Annotated in this window: 18 protein-coding genes; 10 read left to right on the top strand and 8 right to left on the bottom strand. The window is 51.0% G+C overall.

Going from position 1 to position 18,592, the window contains the following annotated elements; genetic code table 11:
• The first annotated feature begins 919 nt into the window (after positions 1–919).
• From tdcA to SK34_RS08610, 9 genes are all read left to right on the top strand, one after another.
• Positions 920–1,858, top strand: a complete 939-nt coding sequence (gene tdcA / locus SK34_RS08650) for a transcriptional regulator TdcA (protein ID WP_003024882.1) — start codon at positions 920–922, stop codon at positions 1,856–1,858.
• A gap of 98 nt (positions 1,859–1,956) precedes the next feature.
• Positions 1,957–2,946 carry a bifunctional threonine ammonia-lyase/L-serine ammonia-lyase TdcB gene (tdcB, locus tag SK34_RS08645; protein ID WP_003024877.1) on the top strand — a complete coding sequence of 330 codons (990 nt, stop codon included), beginning with the start codon at positions 1,957–1,959 and terminating at the stop codon, positions 2,944–2,946.
• 22 nt (positions 2,947–2,968) lie between these two features.
• Positions 2,969–4,300 carry a threonine/serine transporter TdcC gene (gene tdcC, locus SK34_RS08640; RefSeq protein ID WP_003024875.1) on the top strand — a complete coding sequence of 444 codons (1,332 nt, stop codon included), beginning with the start codon at positions 2,969–2,971 and terminating at the stop codon, positions 4,298–4,300.
• Between the two features lie 31 nt (positions 4,301–4,331).
• Positions 4,332–5,540 carry a propionate kinase gene (tdcD, locus tag SK34_RS08635; RefSeq protein ID WP_003845303.1) on the top strand — a complete coding sequence of 403 codons (1,209 nt, stop codon included), beginning with the start codon at positions 4,332–4,334 and terminating at the stop codon, positions 5,538–5,540.
• A 27-nt stretch (positions 5,541–5,567) separates the two neighbouring features.
• Complete coding sequence (pflB, locus tag SK34_RS08630) at positions 5,568–7,862, top strand: formate C-acetyltransferase (protein ID WP_003024871.1); 2,295 nt, start codon at positions 5,568–5,570, stop codon at positions 7,860–7,862.
• Between the two features lie 13 nt (positions 7,863–7,875).
• Positions 7,876–8,271 (top strand): enamine/imine deaminase, encoded by a 396-nt coding sequence (locus SK34_RS08625; RefSeq protein WP_003024870.1) that lies wholly within the window; start codon positions 7,876–7,878, stop codon positions 8,269–8,271.
• 87 nt (positions 8,272–8,358) lie between these two features.
• Complete coding sequence (gene tdcG, locus SK34_RS08620; protein ID WP_048232843.1) at positions 8,359–9,723, top strand: L-serine ammonia-lyase; 1,365 nt, start codon at positions 8,359–8,361, stop codon at positions 9,721–9,723.
• 283 nt (positions 9,724–10,006) lie between these two features.
• Positions 10,007–11,338 (top strand): SLC5/6 family protein, encoded by a 1,332-nt coding sequence (locus SK34_RS08615; protein ID WP_003841510.1) that lies wholly within the window; start codon positions 10,007–10,009, stop codon positions 11,336–11,338.
• Between the two features lie 24 nt (positions 11,339–11,362).
• Positions 11,363–12,673, top strand: coding sequence for an L-cysteine desulfidase family protein (locus SK34_RS08610; protein WP_003841509.1), 1,311 nt, complete (start codon positions 11,363–11,365; stop codon positions 12,671–12,673).
• A gap of 54 nt (positions 12,674–12,727) precedes the next feature.
• Here SK34_RS08610 and SK34_RS24645 read toward each other — a convergent pair whose 3' ends face one another.
• On the bottom strand, positions 12,728–12,877 hold the full coding sequence (locus SK34_RS24645; RefSeq protein ID WP_003841507.1) for a hypothetical protein: 150 nt from the start codon (positions 12,875–12,877) through the stop codon (positions 12,728–12,730).
• A 26-nt stretch (positions 12,878–12,903) separates the two neighbouring features.
• Positions 12,904–13,605, bottom strand: coding sequence for a pirin family protein (locus tag SK34_RS08605; RefSeq protein ID WP_048232841.1), 702 nt, complete (start codon positions 13,603–13,605; stop codon positions 12,904–12,906).
• 104 nt (positions 13,606–13,709) lie between these two features.
• On the opposite strand from SK34_RS08605, the gene yhaJ reads away from it, so the two are divergent.
• On the top strand, positions 13,710–14,606 hold the full coding sequence (gene yhaJ, locus SK34_RS08600) for a DNA-binding transcriptional regulator YhaJ (RefSeq protein WP_003024855.1): 897 nt from the start codon (positions 13,710–13,712) through the stop codon (positions 14,604–14,606).
• A gap of 109 nt (positions 14,607–14,715) precedes the next feature.
• On the opposite strand, the gene SK34_RS08595 is transcribed toward yhaJ, so the two are convergent.
• From SK34_RS08595 to SK34_RS08570, 6 genes are all read right to left on the bottom strand, one after another.
• Positions 14,716–15,081, bottom strand: a complete 366-nt coding sequence (locus tag SK34_RS08595) for a DUF805 domain-containing protein (RefSeq protein WP_003024853.1) — start codon at positions 15,079–15,081, stop codon at positions 14,716–14,718.
• A gap of 863 nt (positions 15,082–15,944) precedes the next feature.
• Complete coding sequence (gene yqjG, locus SK34_RS08590) at positions 15,945–16,931, bottom strand: glutathionyl-hydroquinone reductase YqjG (protein WP_032950281.1); 987 nt, start codon at positions 16,929–16,931, stop codon at positions 15,945–15,947.
• A 71-nt stretch (positions 16,932–17,002) separates the two neighbouring features.
• Positions 17,003–17,395 (bottom strand): DoxX family protein, encoded by a 393-nt coding sequence (locus SK34_RS08585; RefSeq protein WP_003024847.1) that lies wholly within the window; start codon positions 17,393–17,395, stop codon positions 17,003–17,005.
• A gap of 173 nt (positions 17,396–17,568) precedes the next feature.
• Positions 17,569–17,868, bottom strand: a complete 300-nt coding sequence (locus SK34_RS08580) for a YqjK-like family protein (RefSeq protein WP_003024845.1) — start codon at positions 17,866–17,868, stop codon at positions 17,569–17,571.
• Positions 17,868–18,263 carry a phage holin family protein gene (locus SK34_RS08575; RefSeq protein ID WP_048232840.1) on the bottom strand — a complete coding sequence of 132 codons (396 nt, stop codon included), beginning with the start codon at positions 18,261–18,263 and terminating at the stop codon, positions 17,868–17,870. Before SK34_RS08575 ends, SK34_RS08580 begins: the two co-directional genes overlap by 1 nt.
• 2 nt (positions 18,264–18,265) lie before the next feature.
• Positions 18,266–18,571, bottom strand: a complete 306-nt coding sequence (locus tag SK34_RS08570; RefSeq protein WP_003024832.1) for an ElaB/YgaM/YqjD family protein — start codon at positions 18,569–18,571, stop codon at positions 18,266–18,268.
• Positions 18,572–18,592 lie beyond the last annotated feature (21 nt).

The raw sequence follows: 18,592 nt of genomic DNA, 5'->3' as shown, positions 1-18,592 counted from the left end.
TGAATGACTGTCCACGACGCTATGCTCAAAAGAACGCGGCTTATCGGTCAGCTTCACTCTTTATGAAACCCCGCTTTGATGGGTTTTTTGCTTTCTGGGCAGGTTGTTATGCCTGATGGCGCTGCGCTTATCAGGCCTACAGGTATGGCTGGAACGGGTTTTGTAGGCCGGATAAGGTGTTTACACCGCCATCCGGCAGACGTTATACCTGTCGCGTTACGCTTGGTTTAACACGACTCTGGCGTTTATTTTCTCTTCATCTACTCTTTATTTGACCTTTATTTATGCGCTGAACGTCTTTTATTTGAGGGAATGCGTTGTGGGGTATTTTCGTTTTTGTGATGGCTAGCACAAAACGCTGCGCGATACGTTTTTATCGAGAATAATCGAACGCAATCGATCGCCATCACAAAATTACGCGCTAATAAAGTGTACAAAATTAGTGTTAATGTAATGTTGCATATGATGATTATTTGTATTGTCTAGATTGAATTTTAATAAACGCAATGTTTCTTTACAAACAAATATGGCGAAAAAATGTGATGCATGGCGTTATTTAATCACCACAAACGGTAAAATATAATTATATTTGATAAATTACTCATTAAATTTAAGTGTCATTCTGCCCGATAATTGCGCTGTAATTGATTGAAATATAGCCTTTCCTGGTTTTTAGAAATAACAGATAAAATGGCGATGTTATAGCCATAAAAAATCGTTATCCCCCCATCTTTTTTTGATTAAAGTCAGGGTAAAGTGAGATATGTATTTCATATCCATATGATTTATAAGTGGTTTCATTTTTTATAATAGTCTTACAAAATGTAAGTCAAGGGGATTTGTGAGGGGTAGCACATATCCTTGTTTGCTTAATTTGGTACACTTCCTGCCGTCAACAAAGTAATTAACGCAGGTCGATATGAATACTATTACACTCCCTAAAACACAGCACTTAGTGGTCTTTCAGGAAGTCATTAGAAGCGGTTCTATCGGCTCAGCTGCAAAAGAATTAGGTTTAACTCAACCCGCTGTCAGTAAAATCATCAACGATGTTGAGGCTTATTTTGGTATTGAGTTAGTTGTACGTAAAAATACTGGTGTGACATTGACTCAGGCAGGTCAGGTGATGCTCTCATGGTCTGAATCAATTACCCGTGAAATGAAAAACATGGTTGATGAGATGAACAGCATGACGAGCAATGCGGTCGTTGATGTGTCGTTTGGTTTTCCTTCACTGATTGCCTTCACCATCATGTCCGGCATGATTAAAAAATTCAAAGAGGTATTCCCGAAAGCACAGGTTTCTATGTATGAAGCTCAGCTCTCCTCGTTCTTACCGGCAATCCGTGACGGGCGTCTGGATTTTGCCATCGGTACGCTGAGCGATGAGATGAAACTGCACGATCTGCATGTGGAGCCGCTCTTTGAGTCAGACTTTATCCTGGTTGCCAGCAAGTCCCGAACATGCACCGGCATCACCTCGCTGAGCGCGTTGAAAAACGAACAGTGGGTGTTGCCACAAACGAATATGGGGTACTACAGCGAACTTCTTACCACGTTACAGAATAATGGCATCAGCAGTGAAAACATCGTTAATACTGACTCCGTCGTCACCATTTATAATCTTGTTCTCAATGCTGATTTCTTAACAGTAATTCCCTGCGATATGACCACACCGTTTGGCTCAAACCAGTTTATTACTATCCCGGTACAAGAAACCTTACCCGTCGCGCGTTATGCCGCCGTGTGGTCGAAAAATTATCGAATTAAAAAAGCAGCATCTATTTTGGTGGAATTAGCCAAAGAGTATTCATCATATAATTGTCGGAGACGAAGGCAATTAATTGAAATTGATTAAAGATTGAAATTGTTTTAACAAAAAATAAACGCCATCTGTCTATATCTGACAATGGTCACGGCTATCTATTTACTTTAATACCCTAGTAAGAGGTTCTAATGCACATTACATACGATCTCCCAGTTGCAATTGAAGATATCCTCGAAGCGAAAAAAAGACTGGCGGGGAAAATTTATAAAACGGGAATGCCTCGCTCTAACTATTTTAGTGAACGTTGCAAAGGGGAAATTTTCCTCAAGTTTGAAAACATGCAGCGTACCGGTTCATTTAAAATCCGTGGCGCTTTTAACAAGCTCAGTTCCTTAACAGAAGCAGAAAGAATGAAGGGCGTGGTGGCTTGCTCTGCAGGTAACCATGCGCAAGGGGTTTCTCTCTCCTGCGCCATGCTCGGTATCGACGGCAAAGTGGTGATGCCGAAAGGCGCACCGAAGTCTAAAGTAGCGGCAACCTGCGATTATTCCGCGGAAGTTGTGCTGCATGGCGACAACTTCAACGACACCATCGCTAAGGTTAGCGAGATTGTGGAAACGGAAGGCCGTATCTTTATTCCACCATATGATGACCCGAAAGTTATTGCTGGTCAGGGCACTATTGGTCTGGAAATTCTGGAAGATCTGTACGATGTCGATAACGTGATTGTGCCAATTGGCGGTGGTGGACTGATTGCGGGTATTGCGGTGGCAATTAAATCTATTAACCCGACCATTAAAATTATTGGCGTGCAGTCTGAAAACGTTCACGGCATGGCGGCTTCTTTCCACGCTGGAGAAATAACCACGCACCGAACGACCGGCACCCTGGCAGATGGTTGTGACGTCTCTCGCCCGGGTACTTTAACGTATGAAATCGTTCGTGAGTTGGTGGATGACATTGTCCTGGTCAGCGAAGATGAAATTCGCAACAGCATGGTGGCATTAATTCAGCGAAATAAAGTTGTAACTGAAGGTGCCGGTGCGCTGGCATGCGCAGCATTATTAAGCGGGAAATTAGATAGCTATATCCAGAACAGAAAAACAGTCAGCATTATTTCTGGCGGTAATATCGACCTTTCTCGTGTATCTCAAATTACTGGTTTAGTTGACGCTTAATATACTTCGTTGAGGATAGGATATGAGTACTACTGATAGCATTGTATCCAGCCAGACAAAACAGTCGTCCTGGCGCAAATCGGACACCACCTGGACACTGGGTTTATTTGGTACAGCCATCGGCGCTGGGGTGCTGTTCTTCCCTATCCGCGCAGGTTTTGGCGGACTGATCCCCATTCTGATCATGCTGGTGTTAGCATACCCCATCGCGTTCTATTGCCACCGTGCGCTGGCACGCCTGTGTCTTTCCGGTTCTAATCCTTCCGGTAACATCACAGAAACGGTTGAAGAGCACTTTGGTAAAACGGGCGGCGTGGTTATCACGTTCCTCTACTTCTTTGCGATTTGTCCGCTGCTGTGGATTTATGGCGTCACCATTACCAACACCTTTATGACCTTCTGGGAAAACCAGCTGCAAATGCCAGCATTGAACCGTGGCTTCGTGGCGCTGTTCCTGTTGCTGCTGATGGCATTCGTCATCTGGTTTGGTAAAGATCTGATGGTTAAAGTGATGAGCTACCTGGTATGGCCGTTCATTGCCAGCCTGGTGCTTATCTCTCTGTCACTGATTCCTTACTGGAACTCTGCGGTTATCGATCAGGTTGATATCAGCAATATCGCTCTGACTGGCCATGACGGCATCCTGGTTACCGTATGGCTGGGTATTTCCATCATGGTGTTCTCTTTCAACTTCTCGCCAATCGTTTCTTCCTTCGTGGTCTCTAAACGCGAAGAGTATGAGAAAGATTTCGGTCGCGAATTTACCGAGCAGAAATGTTCTAAAATCATCTCCCGCGCCAGTATGCTGATGGTTGCGGTGGTAATGTTCTTCGCCTTTAGCTGCCTGTTCACGCTGTCTCCGGCAAACATGGCGGATGCGAAAGCGCAGAACATTCCAGTACTGTCTTATCTGGCGAACCACTTCGCTTCACTGTCCGGGACGAAGTCCACCTTCGCGACCGTTCTGGAATACGGTGCTTCTATTATCGCCCTGGTTGCTATCTTCAAATCGTTCTTCGGCCACTACCTGGGTACGCTGGAAGGTCTGAACGGTCTGGTGCTGAAGTTTGGTTACAAAGGCGATAAGACCAAAGTTTCCGCCGGCAAACTGAACACCATCAGCATGATCTTCATCATGGGCTCCACCTGGGTTGTGGCTTACGCCAACCCGAACATCCTGGACCTTATTGAAGCAATGGGCGCGCCGATTATTGCCTCTCTGCTCTGCCTGCTGCCGATGTATGCCATCCGTAAAGCGCCATCACTGGCGAAATACCGTGGCCGTCTGGATAACGTGTTTGTTACCGTGATTGGTCTGCTGACCATCCTGAACATTGTCTACAAACTGTTTTAATCCTTAAGCTCAGGATGAGCGGAGTAGTGAAATGAATGAGTTTCCGGTAGTACTGGTTATTAACTGTGGTTCGTCTTCCATTAAATTCTCAGTGCTGGATGCAGCTAACTGTGAAGTTTTAATGGCGGGAATCGCGGACGGTATTAACTCTGAAAATGCGTTCATAGCAATTAATGGAGGAGAGCCAGCTAAGCTGGCTCACCACAGCTACGAAGACGCATTAAAAGCAATTGCCGTTGAACTAGAGAAACGTAATTTAATGGACAGCGTGGCCTTAATTGGCCACCGCATTGCACACGGCGGAAATATCTTTACCGAATCAGCAATTATTACTGACGAAGTTATTGATAATATCCGCCGGGTATCGCCGCTAGCACCGTTACATAATTATGCGAACCTGAGTGGGATCGAATCTGCTCAGCACCTTTTCCCTGGCCGACAGCAGGTTGCGGTATTTGATACAAGCTTCCACCAGACGATGGCCCCTGAAGCCTATTTGTACGGTTTACCGTGGAAATATTTCGAAGAGTTGGGCGTTCGTCGTTACGGCTTCCATGGTACGTCGCATCGCTATGTTTCTCAGCAAGCGCATGACCTTCTCGACCTGCAGAGTGATGACTCGGGTCTGGTTGTGGCTCACCTGGGGAACGGCGCGTCAATCTGTGCGGTGCGTAACGGCCAGAGCGTTGATACCTCAATGGGCATGACGCCGCTGGAAGGGTTGATGATGGGGACACGCAGTGGCGACGTTGATTTCGGCGCGATGGCGTGGATTGCCAGCGAAACCAACCAGACGCTGAGTGACCTTGAGCGCGTAGTGAATAAAGAGTCCGGTTTACTGGGTATTTCCGGTTTGTCCTCTGACTTACGTACGTTAGAAAAAGCCTGGCACGAGGGACATGAGCGTGCGCAGCTGGCGATTAAAACGTTTGTGCATCGTATCGCGCGTCATATCGCCGGGCATGCCGCATCGTTGCATCGTCTTGATGGGATTATTTTCACTGGTGGGATAGGTGAGAACTCAGTATTAATTCGTCGTCTGGTTATTGAGCACCTTGCCGTTTTAGGCGTGAATATCGACAACGAAATGAATAGTCTGCCAAATTCCCATGGTGAAAGAATTATCTCAAATAAAGATGCTCGTGTTATTTGTGCGGTTATTCCCACAAATGAAGAGAAAATGATTGCACGTGATGCCATTGCATTAGGCAAAATTAATACCCCAGTAGCATTTGCATAATTAATTTCAGCAGAGAGATTATTTTTCATGAAGGTAAATATCGATACCAGCGATATGCTGTATGCCGAAGCCTGGAATGGCTTTAAAGGTACGGACTGGAAAGAAGAAATTAATGTCCGTGATTTTATTCAGCACAACTATACGCCTTATGAAGGGGATGAATCTTTCCTCGCCGAAGCAACGCCTGCGACCACTGCATTGTGGGAAAAAGTGATGGCGGGCATCCGTATTGAAAACTCGACGCACGCGCCGGTTGATTTCGATACTAATATTGCTACCACGATAACCGCGCATGATGCGGGTTATATTGAACAAGAACTGGAAAAAATCGTTGGTCTGCAAACGGATAAGCCGCTCAAGCGCGCTCTGCATCCGTTTGGTGGCATCAACATGATCAAAAGCTCTTTTGATGCTTATGGTCGTGAGATGGATGCTGATTTTGAATACCAGTTTACTGAACTGCGTAAAACCCATAACCAGGGCGTATTCGACGCCTACTCTCCGGATATGCTGCGCTGCCGTAAATCCGGCGTGCTGACCGGTCTGCCGGACGGCTATGGTCGTGGCCGTATCATCGGTGACTATCGCCGCGTGGCGCTGTACGGTATTCGCTACCTGGTGCGCGAGCGTGAACTGCAGTTTGCCGATCTCCAGTCGAACCTGGAGTGGGGCCAGAATCTTGAAGCCACGATTCGTCTGCGTGAAGAGCTGTCTGAGCACCGTCGCGCTCTGCTGCAAATGCAGGAAATGGCGGCGAAGTATGGCTGCGATATCTCCCGCCCGGCGCGTAATGCGCAGGAAGCGGTGCAGTGGGTGTACTTTGCTTACCTGGCTGCGGTGAAATCGCAGAACGGCGGCGCGATGTCGCTGGGCCGTACCGCATCGTTCCTCGACATCTACATTGAGCGCGATTTCAAAGCGGGGATTTTAAACGAGCAGCAGGCGCAGGAGCTGATCGACCACTTCATTATGAAGATCCGTATGGTGCGCTTCCTGCGTACGCCGGAATTCGACACCCTGTTCTCAGGCGACCCTATCTGGGCGACCGAAGTTATCGGTGGTATGGGGCTTGATGGCCGCACGCTGGTGACGAAGAACTCGTTCCGCTATCTGCATACGCTGCACACCATGGGCCCGGCACCAGAGCCGAACCTGACGGTGCTGTGGTCTGAACAGCTACCAATCGCCTTCAAAAAATACGCCGCCCAGGTGTCGATCATTACCTCGTCTTTACAGTATGAAAACGACGATTTGATGCGTGCCGACTTTGACAGCGATGACTATGCCATTGCCTGCTGCGTCAGCCCGATGGTTATCGGCAAACAAATGCAGTTCTTCGGGGCGCGTGCCAACCTCGCTAAAACGTTGCTGTACGCAATCAACGGCGGTGTGGATGAGAAGCTGAAAATCCAGGTCGGGCCGAAAACGGCACCGCTGATGGATGACGTGCTGGACTACGACACGGTGATGGAGAGCCTGGACCACTTTATGGACTGGCTGGCCGTGCAGTACATCAGCGCGCTGAACATCATCCACTACATGCACGACAAGTACAGCTACGAAGCTTCGCTGATGGCGCTGCACGATCGTGATGTCTATCGCACGATGGCCTGTGGTATGGCGGGTCTGTCCGTGGCGGCGGATTCTCTGTCGGCTATCAAATATGCTCGCGTGAAACCGATTCGCGATGAAAACGGTCTGGCGATTGATTTTGAAATCGAAGGCGACTATCCGCAGTACGGCAACAACGACGAGCGCGTAGATAGTATTGCCTGCGATCTGGTCGAACGCTTTATGAAGAAAATTAAAGTGTTGCCAACCTACCGTAACGCGGTGCCGACGCAGTCCATTCTGACCATCACCTCCAACGTGGTGTACGGACAGAAAACTGGTAACACGCCGGACGGACGTCGCGCGGGTACGCCGTTTGCGCCAGGGGCAAACCCGATGCACGGCCGCGATCGTAAAGGTGCGGTGGCGTCGTTAACCTCGGTCGCCAAACTGCCGTTCACCTATGCCAAAGACGGTATCTCGTACACCTTCTCCATTGTACCGGCAGCGCTGGGCAAAGAGGATGGAGTGCGTAAAACCAACCTGGTCGGTCTGCTGGACGGTTACTTCCACCATGAAGCGCATGTGGAAGGTGGGCAGCATCTGAACGTTAACGTTATGAACCGTGAAATGTTGATGGATGCCATTGAGCACCCGGAAAACTATCCGAACCTGACGATCCGCGTGTCTGGCTATGCGGTGCGCTTCAACGCGCTGACCCGCGAACAGCAGCAGGATGTTATTTCACGTACTTTCACCCAGGCGCTCTGACGCCGGAGGGACTATGAGAAAAGTTATTGCAACCGAATGTGCGCCAGGGGCTATCGGGCCTTACGTACAGGGTGTGGATCTGGGCAGCATGGTGTTGACGTCAGGTCAAATCCCGGTGTGTCCACAGACCGGTGAAGTGGCTGAAAACGTATCCGATCAGGCGCGTCAAAGCCTGGAAAACGTGAAAGCGATTGTCGAGTCTGCAGGTTTGAAAGTGAGCGATATCGTCAAGACCACCGTTTTCGTTTCCGACCTGAACGACTTCGCCACCATCAATCAGGTTTACCAGCAGTTCTTTGATGAGCATAAGGCAATCTACCCTACACGCAGCTGCGTGCAGGTCGCCCGCTTACCAAAGGATGTGAAGCTGGAGATTGAAGCCATCGCCGTACGTGGCGACACGCTGTAATCCCTTGCGGGGCGATCTCAGGATCGCCCCGATCCTTAATGAGTGTGAAACCTGGTCTTCACTGAACGGCAATCCGAGGGTGTGGATATGATTAGCGCATTCGATATTTTCAAGATTGGCATTGGACCTTCCAGCTCCCATACCGTGGGGCCAATGAACGCTGGTAAAAGCTTTATCGATCTGTTGGTCAGCTGCGGGGAACTTCCCAAGGCTACACATATTGTGGTCGATCTTTATGGATCGCTTTCCCTGACCGGAAAAGGTCATGCGACAGATGTCGCCATCATGATGGGACTGGCCGGTAACAGTCCACAAAATGTTAATATAGATTCTATCGCTGGTTTTACTCAGGAAGTGGCCCGTACCGGACGTTTACCGGTTGCAGAGGGCACGCATGTTGTCGATTTTTCCCCAGACGAAAATATTCTCTTTCATACCGAAACGCTGCCGCGCCATGAAAATGGTATGCGTATCACAGCGTGGAACGGCAGCGAGACGCTATTAAGCAAAACCTATTACTCCGTCGGCGGTGGTTTTATCGTTGAAGAGGAGCAATTTGGTCAGGCGCATGATGTTGAAGCACACGTACCCTACAATTTTCATTCCGCCAGCGAACTGCTGAAACTGTGCGAGCGCAACGGGCTGTCTGTTTCCGGCCTGATGATGCAAAACGAACTGGCGATGCGCAGCAAAGAAGAAATCGATGCTGGCTTTGCTGCCATTTGGGACGTTATGCACGCTGGAATTGAGCGCGGCATGAACACCGAAGGCGTTCTGCCGGGTCCACTGAACGTCCCGCGCCGCGCCGTGGCATTACGTCGGTTGCTGGTTTCCAGCGATAACCTGTCCAGCGACCCGATGAACGTGATCGACTGGATCAACATGTTCGCGCTGGCCGTGAGCGAAGAAAACGCCGCCGGATGCCGGGTTGTGACGGCACCGACCAACGGAGCATGTGGGATTATCCCTGCTGTCCTGGCCTATTACGACAAGTTCCGCCGCCCGGTGAATGCAAACTCCATTGCCCGCTACTTACTGGCCGCGGGGGCGATAGGCGCGCTGTATAAGATGAATGCCTCTATTTCTGGTGCCGAAGTGGGTTGCCAGGGGGAAATTGGCGTCGCCTGTTCAATGGCAGCAGCCGGGTTGACAGAGTTGCTTGGCGGTAGCCCGTCTCAGGTGTGTATTGCGGCGGAAATCGCCATGGAGCATAACCTGGGACTGACCTGCGATCCGGTCGCCGGGCAGGTACAAATACCGTGTATTGAGCGCAATGCGATCAACGCGGTAAAAGCCGTCAACGCCGCGCGTATGGCGCTACGTCGAACATCTGAGCCACGCGTTTCGCTCGATAAAGTGATCGAGACCATGTATGAAACGGGCAAAGATATGAATGACAAATACCGTGAAACGTCACGTGGTGGTCTGGCTATCAAAGTGATTTGTACTTAACTAAATTTGTGTTTATTTCTCCTTTGGGCGCACCTGAGTGCGCCCTTTTTTTTGTTGTGATCCGCTTCAAAAAGAGAAATTAATCCCATTTTGTAAATATAAAATAGAAAAACTTTATTAAACATTATGAAATGAGTGGGTATTTATGTGAAGTTTTTCTCTGACCCTCGGCGTATGATTTCTCCATTCTAACGAACTCGCCTGCACGACTCGTACCGCGTATCGCATTGATGCGGAACGGAAAAATAATAAAACCTTACCCTACATTTTGAGCGAGATTTTTATGGAAACGGCAACGAATAACAGCGTAATACTCGACGCATCTGCTCCGGCGCGTCGGGCGGGGATGACCGAAAGTGAATGGCGTGAAGCCATTAAATTCGACAGCATGGACACCGGCTGGGTCATTATGAGTATCGGTATGGCGATTGGTGCGGGGATTGTTTTTCTTCCTGTCCAGGTCGGGTTAATGGGGCTGTGGGTGTTCTTGCTGTCCTCTATCATTGGCTACCCAGCTATGTATCTGTTCCAGCGTCTGTTTATCAATACGCTGGCTGAGTCCCCGGAATGTAAAGATTACCCAAGCGTGATCAGCGGTTACCTGGGTAAAAACTGGGGCATCCTGTTAGGTGCGTTGTACTTTGTGATGCTGGTAATCTGGATGTTCGTCTACTCCACCGCCATCACCAACGATAGCGCCTCTTACCTGCATACTTTTGGCGTTACTGAAGGTTTACTGTCCGACAGCCCGTTCTATGGCCTGGTGTTGATTTGCATCCTAGTGGCCATCTCGTCACGCGGGGAAAAACTGCTGTTTAAAATCTCCACCGGCATGGTGCTGACCAAACTGCTGGTAGTGGCAGCGCTTGGCGTATCGATGGTTGGGATGTGGCATTTGTATAACGTAGGTTTACTGCCGCCGATGGCGCTGCTGATCAAAAACGCGATCATAACGTTGCCATTTACGCTGACCTCAATTCTGTTTATTCAGACATTAAGCCCGATGGTTATCTCGTATCGTTCTCGCAACAAATCCATTGAAGTGGCGCGCCATAAAGCCCTGCGAGCGATGAATATCGCGTTCGGCATTCTGTTCGTGACCGTCTTTTTCTACGCCGTTTCCTTCACGTTGGCGATGGGCCATGACGAAGCGGTTAAAGCTTATGAGCAGAATATTTCCGCTCTGGCGATTGCCGCGCAGTTTATCAGCGGTGCGGGTGCTGGTTGGGTGAAAATCGTCAGCGTTGTTCTGAACATCTTTGCCGTTATGACCGCTTTCTTCGGCGTCTACTTAGGTTTTCGTGAAGCGACTCAGGGGATCGTAATGAACGTGCTGCGCCGCAAAATGCCAGCCGAGAAAATCAACGAAACCCTGGTTCAGCGCGGCATTATGGTTTTCGCCATCCTGCTGGCCTGGAGCGCAATTGTGCTCAATGCGCCGGTGCTGAGCTTCACCTCTATTTGTAGTCCTATCTTCGGCATGGTGGGTTGTCTGATCCCGGCCTGGCTGGTCTACAAAGTTCCTTCACTGCACAAATACAAAGGCGCTTCCCTGTATCTGATTATTATCACGGGCCTGCTGCTGTGCGTTTCTCCGTTCCTGGCATTTTCCTGAGTTATCTGAGCAAAGGTTGTTGTTATGTTTGAGACTACATTGAATCCATTATGGGATAGTTTTATCCGCGCGGTACAGGAAGAGGTTAAGCCTGCGCTGGGTTGTACGGAACCTATCTCTCTGGCGCTGGCGGCAGCGGTCGCATCCTCTGAGCTGGACGGCGCGGTTGAACGTATTGATGCGTGGGTCTCACCGAACCTGATGAAAAACGGCATGGGCGTTACCGTGCCGGGTACCGGAATGGTCGGGTTACCTGTCGCGGCGGCGCTGGGTGCGCTGGGGGGAAATGCCCGTGCCGGTTTAGAGGTACTGAAAGATGCGTCGCCCCAAGCGATCGCTGATGCGAAAGCGATGTTGAGCGCTGGCAAGGTCGCGGTGATGCTGCAGGAGCCTTGCGAGGATATCCTCTTTTCCCGCGCGAAGGTTTACAGCGCTGAAGGATGGGCGTGCGTGACGATTGTGGGCGGTCATACCAACATAGTCCACATCGAGACCAATAAGGGTGTAGTGTTCACCACAGAACAGAATGCTCAGGAAGAGGAGCTGGAGTCGCCGCTGGCGGTATTATCTCACACCTCGCTGGAAGAGATTCTGGCGTTCGTGAACGCGGTACCGTTTGAGTCGATCCGCTTTATTCTTGATGCGGCAAAGCTGAACGGTGCGCTGTCTCAGGAAGGGCTGCGCGGTAACTGGGGCTTGCACATCGGAACCACGCTTGAGAAGCAGTGCGCGCGTGGCCTGCTGGCGAACGATCTCTCCACCTCTATTTTGATCCGTACCAGTGCGGCATCGGATGCGCGAATGGGCGGGGCGACGCTGCCGGCCATGAGCAACTCCGGATCCGGCAATCAGGGGATTACCGCGACTGTTCCGGTCATGGTGGTGGCCGAGCACTTTGGCGCGGATGAGGAGAAACTGGCACGTGCGCTAATGTTGTCTCACCTGAGCGCTATCTACATCCATCATCAGCTTCCTCGTTTGTCTGCGCTGTGCGCAGCAACCACGGCGGCGATGGGCGCTGCAGCGGGGATGGCATGGATCGTGGATGGCCGCTACAACACCATCGCGATGGCGATCAGCAGCATGATTGGCGACGTGAGCGGAATGATTTGCGATGGCGCTTCAAACAGCTGCGCGATGAAAGTCTCAACCAGCGCATCTGCGGCGTGGAAAGCGGTACTGATGGCACTGGATGATACTGCCGTAACCGGAAACGAAGGGATTGTGGCGCATAACGTGGAACAATCTATCGCTAACCTGTGTGCGCTGGCGTGTCGTTCGATGCAGGAAACCGACAAGCAGATCATTGAGATCATGGCCAGTAAGGCGCATTAATCTTCAGGTCGGGTAAGGCGTTGCCGCCACCCGGCATAAGTCTAAGCCGCCTTTTCAGGCGGCTTCTTCGTCTTCCAGCCGTAGTTCGGCATCGGCCACAATCGCTTCCAGCTCTGTCAGCATTTCTTCATAGCCGAAGGCAACTGTTTCCTGTTTTTTCAGCTCAACCTGCGGCTGGCGTTTTTTTGATGATTTCTTGCTCAATAGTCGTACTCCATTGTTTTCCCTGACTATACGGGCAAATCTATCAGCAAAGCGCGCAGCGGGGTATCGGCGACTAACGTTATGTTAGTTTCGTCACGAATAAATGCCCCATCGCCACAGGTGAGCGCTTCTTTTTCGGCACCAGACGTCACCGCATGGAATCTGCCGTGAATCGACTGTAAATAAGCGCGTGGCCCATGTAACTGAAAACTCAGCGATTCACCTTGCTGCAGTTCAACGTGATGCACCCATACCTGTTGGCGCAGATGCAGGCTGCCTTGTTCACCGTCCGGCGAGGCCAGCAGCTGATGCTTACTGGTACCCAGCGTGGCTTTCTGTACGCAGGCGTTTTCACGCTGCGGGCAGGCGTCCAGCCAGAGCTGCATCCGCGTTAATGGTTTGTCTTTGCTGATATTGTGTTCGCTATAGCTAATCCCGGGCTGTGTCGCGAGCAGTAAAACTTCTCCTGCTTTGGCCTTGATATGGTTGCCTTCGCTGTCTCGGTACTCCGCTTCCCCTTCGAGGATCAGATTGACGATATCCACCTTCGGATAGGTCCGTGGCTGGAAAGAGGCCCCCGGTGCCAGAACTTCCTGGTTCAGAACACGCAGCGAGGCATAACCCAGCAGTTTAGGATCAAAATAGTGTCCAAAGGAGAAGGTATAACGGGCCTGCAGCCAGCCGTAGTCTGCTTGCCCGCATTGTTTGGCTGTACGGGTAGTAATCATAGTTCTTGACCTCTCTTTACTTCCTTTTATGTTAAATGGCTAGACGCTGCATTGTTAGCCAGATATTCTGCCTGGTATGTTCAAATTTCCTGAATGAGAACGAGATGGCTAAAGAAAGGGCTTTAACGCTTGAGGCGTTACGCGTCATGGACGCAATAGACAGGCGCGGCAGCTTTGCCGCCGCAGCAGACGAACTGGGGCGCGTGCCTTCCGCACTTAGCTATACCATGCAGAAGCTGGAGGAAGAGCTGGACGTAGTGCTGTTTGACCGTTCAGGCCACCGTACAAAATTCACTAACGTCGGGCGTATGCTGCTGGAGCGTGGGCGCGTACTGCTGGAAGCTGCGGATAAGCTGACTACCGATGCCGAAGCGTTGGCTCGAGGATGGGAAACGCATTTGACTATCGTTACCGAAGCACTGGTGCCAACGGCGGCGTTTTTCCCGCTGATCGACCGACTTGCCGGCAAGGCCAATACCCAGCTTTCCGTCATTACCGAAGTTCTGGCCGGGGCGTGGGAGCGTCTTGAGCAGGGGCGGGCGGATATCGTGATTGCGCCGGATATGCATTTTCGCTCATCTTCCGAAATCAACTCGCGCAAGCTGTACTCGCTGATGAACGTGTATGTGGCGGCACCGGATCATCCTATCCACCAGGAGCCGGAACCGTTATCGGAAGTCACCCGCGTGAAATACCGTGGGATCGCTGTGGCGGATACCGCCCGTGAGCGTCCGGTACTCACGGTTCAATTGCTGGATAAACAGCCGCGTCTGACGGTGAGTACGATAGAAGATAAACGTCAGGCGCTGCTGGCAGGATTGGGCGTAGCGACAATGCCGTACCCGCTAGTGGAAGAGGATATTGCAGCTGGTCGACTGCGGGTCGTTAGTCCGGAATCGACAAGCGAGATAGATATTATTATGGCCTGGCGTCGTGACAGCATGGGCGAGGCGAAATCCTGGTGTCTGCGAGAAATTCCCAAGCTGTTTGCGGGTAAATAGCCTGACTGTTACGCCGGATGCGGTGCAATTGCACCTTATCCGGCCTACAGGACGGAGATATGTTGTAGGCCTGATAAGCTAACGCCTTCAGGCATCTATACGTACTACGTCAGGACAGCTGTTTGGGGTCAGCGCCGAAGCGATTGCTCCCCGGAGTGCCGTTTTGACAGTTGAAAATGATGATGACCAACCAGCCGACGATCGGGATCAATAGCACCAGCAGCCACCAGGCTGAACGGTCGGTGTCATGTAAACGCCGGAACTGTACCGCCCACCACGGGATAAAGACCAGAACCCCGTAAATCGTCGTTAATATGCCTTCTCCTCCGGCGCGCTCCCAGCCAAGCATTCTGTCCAGAATGCCCAGCACGAACGTGAAGATGATGTTGACCAGCACAAACATCCAGTATTCTTTACGTCGCGCGCGGCCACCAAACCCAAAGTAATTCTTTAATACGTTTAAATACCAATCCATTTTTGCCTCGTTCTGCGTTCAATTACTTGTTTTTAAAGCAATCAAATTAAGAATAGCTGCGAATGGAATGCTGGTAAATATTTGTGTTGTTAATTATTTGGCCTCCAAACGGGCAATGCCGATCAGTTAAGCATGTATGGTGAACATGTGATTCTTGCTCAGGGTTCCGTTCACCTCATGTGCGTTGCTTCTCTGATATCTTTATACCCGTGAACGGGCAAGGGAGGCTCACCGCCGCCTCCCTTGCAACCCAGGCTCCCGGCGGGAAAATCGTCGCTGCGCGATGTATTCGTCTTATTCCGTCTGCCTGTCGGGTCGGAGCCGAGCCTGCGTCCATGCAGGCCGTCCCCTCTGCCCGCATCCCTGCGGGCAGCCCCGGTCAGCCGTCAACGCCTCATCGATTTTCAGCCGGACCGGGGTCATCGCTGTAATGCTCTGACTTCCAGTTAAATCTGATTTGCTGTTCAGATATATTCAAAAAAACGCAGATGGTCAGGTGTGGGCTGGTCCGGCTGAAAATTGCCGACGTGTTTCCGTAAGGCCGGGAGAACCCGCATGGATGCGGGTTCAGGGCGCGTTTTACAGGGACGTTTCCTCGCGCCCGACCCGGTAGCCTGGAGGAATAAGCGGAGGGTATTGCACAGCAACAATTTTCCTGCCGGGAGCCGGGATTGTAAAGGGCGTGGCGGAGAACGCCCTTTACACGTTCACAGGAATCGGTGCTTCAGAGAAACGATGAACATGAGGTGAACGGAACCCTTTCCCTGAAATAGCATATTCATTACCTCCGCCAGCACATGTTGATGCCTTTCGAAACTGAGGCGTTAACTGAACAGCATTACCCAAACGGAGGCCAGTGTAAATCAGGCGAAACGCTCGTCACGCCCATGAGGTTCGCTGAGATCCTGCCACGGGCCGATTGAAATAATACCGGTCGGGTTGATTGTTTTGTGGCTACGGAAGTAGTGATGACGGATATGGTCAAAGTTGACGGTCTCCGCAATGCCCGGCATCTGGTAGATATCGCGCAGAAAACCGTACAGATTCAGGTAATCACTGATGCGGTGTTTGTCGCACTTGAAGTGGGTGACATAAACCGGATCAAAGCGCACCAGCGTGGTCCACAGGCGAATATCGGCCTCAGTTAGCTGGTCACCGGTCAGGAAGCGATGCTGACCCAGGATCTGCTCCAGTCGTGCCAGAGATTGAAAGACTTTTTCCACGGCATCGTCGTAGGCTTCCTGGCTGGTGGCAAATCCCGCTTTATACACGCCGTTATTGACGTTGTCATAAATCCAGCCGTTCAGCTCGTCGATTTTACTTTGCAGGGCAGGTGGATAGTAATCCCCGGCTTTCGCACCCAGCGCATCAAACGCAGTGTTAAACATGCGGATGATTTCTGCAGATTCGTTGCTGACAATAGTGTGGTTTTTTTTGTCCCACAGTACCGGAACGGTCACCCGACCGCTGTAGTGCGGATCGGCGTGTAAATAGAGCTGATAAAGAAATTCGTGCTGATACAGGGTATCGCCGGTTGCCGCTGGGAAGTTGTCGTCAAAGGTCCAGCCGTTTTCCAGCATTAGCGGATGCACAACGGAAACGGAAATAAACGGTTCCAGCCCTTTAAGTTTACGCAAAATCAGTGTGCGATGTGCCCACGGACAGGCCAGAGAAACGTACAGATGATAACGGTCTTTTTCGGCAGCAAAGCCACCTTCACCGGTCTGGCCAGGCGTGCCATCTGCGGTGAGCCAGTTACGGAAAGCCGATGCAGAACGTTGAAATTTCCCACCGGTTGATTTGGTATCGTACCAGGTGTCATGCCAGACGCCGTCAATCAGTTGTCCCATTTTATCGTCTCCTCAGATAGCAAAAGCGAGGAGATATCTCCTCGCTTTTTGATGTGTTCAGTATAGTTTGCTTACCACTTTTTATTCAGTACGCGGTCAATACTGAATGCGCCCGGACCGGTGATAGCCAGCAGCAGGAAGCCGCCTGCGATGGTCAGGTTTTTCATAAACATCAGAGAGTTCACACCTTCCGCAAAGTTACTGTGGAAGAGGAACGCCGTCAGCAGCGTGAAGCCTGCGGTGAACAGCGCGGTAGTACGGGTCAGGAAACCGAACAGAATTGCCAGACCGCCGCCAAACTCAAGCAGAATCACCAGCGGCAGCATAAATCCAGGGACGCCCATGGCTTCCATGTACTGTTGGGTACCTGCATATCCGGTGATTTTTCCCCAACCTGCGGTAATAAACAGGATTGGCATCAGAATGCGCGCTACCAGTACACCAACATCTTCTAATTTCTTCATCATACTCTCCAGGAAACCACTCAGGCGGCTTATTGTGTTTTTTTGTGCAACGACGCTGCTGAGCGCGTCGTTGCTGTCGATGAAGAGAATAATAAACGTGGCTAATGAGAATTGTTAGCAAGGAAAACTGTCAGTATTTTTCAAAAATTTTGAGGTTGGGGATAGGGAAGGGATTAGCCGCGCAGTTGCTGCTGTCTGATGGTCGATTTCACCAGACGCCAGATGCTCCAGACGCTAAAGCCGCGTTTGGCCCAGCGGACCAGCAGATTTGGGTTACGGATGGTGCGAACTGCCATAATACTGCTCCCGACTAACACCCAGCCGCGCAGGTTCAACAGCGTCTTCCAGCCACGATCGTAGACCTCGGTGGCTTCCAGCCAGTCGCGGCGAGTAGCAGACAGATCCAGCCGTTGCTGCTGGATCTGTCCAAGCAGTTGCGCCTTACGTTGTTGACGTTCGACTTTACTGCTCATTATGCGTCATCCTCCAGAGCCCGCCTGTCGTTCGCGAGTTCATTGCGCGTATGGCGTAGCAGCGTTGTTTTACGCGCTTTACGCAGCGTCCATATCCCGCCAATCAGCGCTAACAGCAACAGCACTACGGTGGTGGCAATCATGGCGTTCAGGCGGTATTGAGGGTCAATGGCCCAGATGATAAGTACCATCAGGCTCATCAGGCCAAACGCCGCGAACAGCATAGTCAGCCCAAGCATCAGCAGGATCTGGATGAGGTTGGCTTTTTCCTCTTCCAGCTCAACGACGACCAGCCGCAGCCGCGTCTCTACGATCTCAACGAGAATCGTCAGGATCCGCTGTCCAATACCCAGTACGCCTTTGCCTGGACCTTGTGCGTGTTGAGAATCAGCCATTGTTAACGGCGCGACAGCAGTACACCAAGCACCACACCGACTGCAGCGCCAATGCCGACGCCTGTCCATGGGTTTTCGCGCACGTAGTTATCGGCTTTAGCCGCGGCCTCACGGGTCTGTTTGGCAATCACATCGCTGGTTTCACTCAGACGATGGCGGCTCTCGCGCAGCGCATGTTCGGCTTTGCTGCGAATTTTACTCATCTCTTCCTTCGACTTATCGCCAGAAGAGCTAAGTACTTCTTCAAGCGTATCCGCAAGAGATTTCAGCTCAGCGCGCAGGTTTTCCGTAGCATTATCTTTCGACATAGTTTTCTCCAGTTGAGTGGC

This window comes from Citrobacter sp. MGH104, from assembly GCF_001034485.1.
Taxonomy (GTDB): domain Bacteria; phylum Pseudomonadota; class Gammaproteobacteria; order Enterobacterales; family Enterobacteriaceae; genus Citrobacter; species Citrobacter freundii.
Note: the sequence above shows the minus strand (reverse complement) of the source record. Positions and strands in the feature narration are given on the sequence as shown.

What these genes read in the sequence shown, in the direction of transcription:
- tdcG (WP_048232843.1), top strand. Translation starts at nt 8,359, where the DNA reads ATGATTAGCGCATTCGATATTTTCAAGATTGGCATTGGACCTTCCAGC.
- SK34_RS08595 (WP_003024853.1), bottom strand. Translation starts at nt 15,081, where the DNA reads ATGGATTGGTATTTAAACGTATTAAAGAATTACTTTGGGTTTGGTGGC.
- SK34_RS08625 (WP_003024870.1), top strand. Translation starts at nt 7,876, where the DNA reads ATGAGAAAAGTTATTGCAACCGAATGTGCGCCAGGGGCTATCGGGCCT.
- SK34_RS08610 (WP_003841509.1), top strand. Translation starts at nt 11,363, where the DNA reads ATGTTTGAGACTACATTGAATCCATTATGGGATAGTTTTATCCGCGCG.
- tdcA (WP_003024882.1), top strand. Translation starts at nt 920, where the DNA reads ATGAATACTATTACACTCCCTAAAACACAGCACTTAGTGGTCTTTCAG.
- SK34_RS08580 (WP_003024845.1), bottom strand. Translation starts at nt 17,868, where the DNA reads ATGAGCAGTAAAGTCGAACGTCAACAACGTAAGGCGCAACTGCTTGGA.
- SK34_RS08575 (WP_048232840.1), bottom strand. Translation starts at nt 18,263, where the DNA reads ATGGCTGATTCTCAACACGCACAAGGTCCAGGCAAAGGCGTACTGGGT.
- SK34_RS08585 (WP_003024847.1), bottom strand. Translation starts at nt 17,395, where the DNA reads ATGAAGAAATTAGAAGATGTTGGTGTACTGGTAGCGCGCATTCTGATG.
- SK34_RS08605 (WP_048232841.1), bottom strand. Translation starts at nt 13,605, where the DNA reads ATGATTACTACCCGTACAGCCAAACAATGCGGGCAAGCAGACTACGGC.
- tdcB (WP_003024877.1), top strand. Translation starts at nt 1,957, where the DNA reads ATGCACATTACATACGATCTCCCAGTTGCAATTGAAGATATCCTCGAA.
- tdcC (WP_003024875.1), top strand. Translation starts at nt 2,969, where the DNA reads ATGAGTACTACTGATAGCATTGTATCCAGCCAGACAAAACAGTCGTCC.
- SK34_RS08615 (WP_003841510.1), top strand. Translation starts at nt 10,007, where the DNA reads ATGGAAACGGCAACGAATAACAGCGTAATACTCGACGCATCTGCTCCG.
- SK34_RS08570 (WP_003024832.1), bottom strand. Translation starts at nt 18,571, where the DNA reads ATGTCGAAAGATAATGCTACGGAAAACCTGCGCGCTGAGCTGAAATCT.
- yqjG (WP_032950281.1), bottom strand. Translation starts at nt 16,931, where the DNA reads ATGGGACAACTGATTGACGGCGTCTGGCATGACACCTGGTACGATACC.
- pflB (WP_003024871.1), top strand. Translation starts at nt 5,568, where the DNA reads ATGAAGGTAAATATCGATACCAGCGATATGCTGTATGCCGAAGCCTGG.
- tdcD (WP_003845303.1), top strand. Translation starts at nt 4,332, where the DNA reads ATGAATGAGTTTCCGGTAGTACTGGTTATTAACTGTGGTTCGTCTTCC.
- yhaJ (WP_003024855.1), top strand. Translation starts at nt 13,710, where the DNA reads ATGGCTAAAGAAAGGGCTTTAACGCTTGAGGCGTTACGCGTCATGGAC.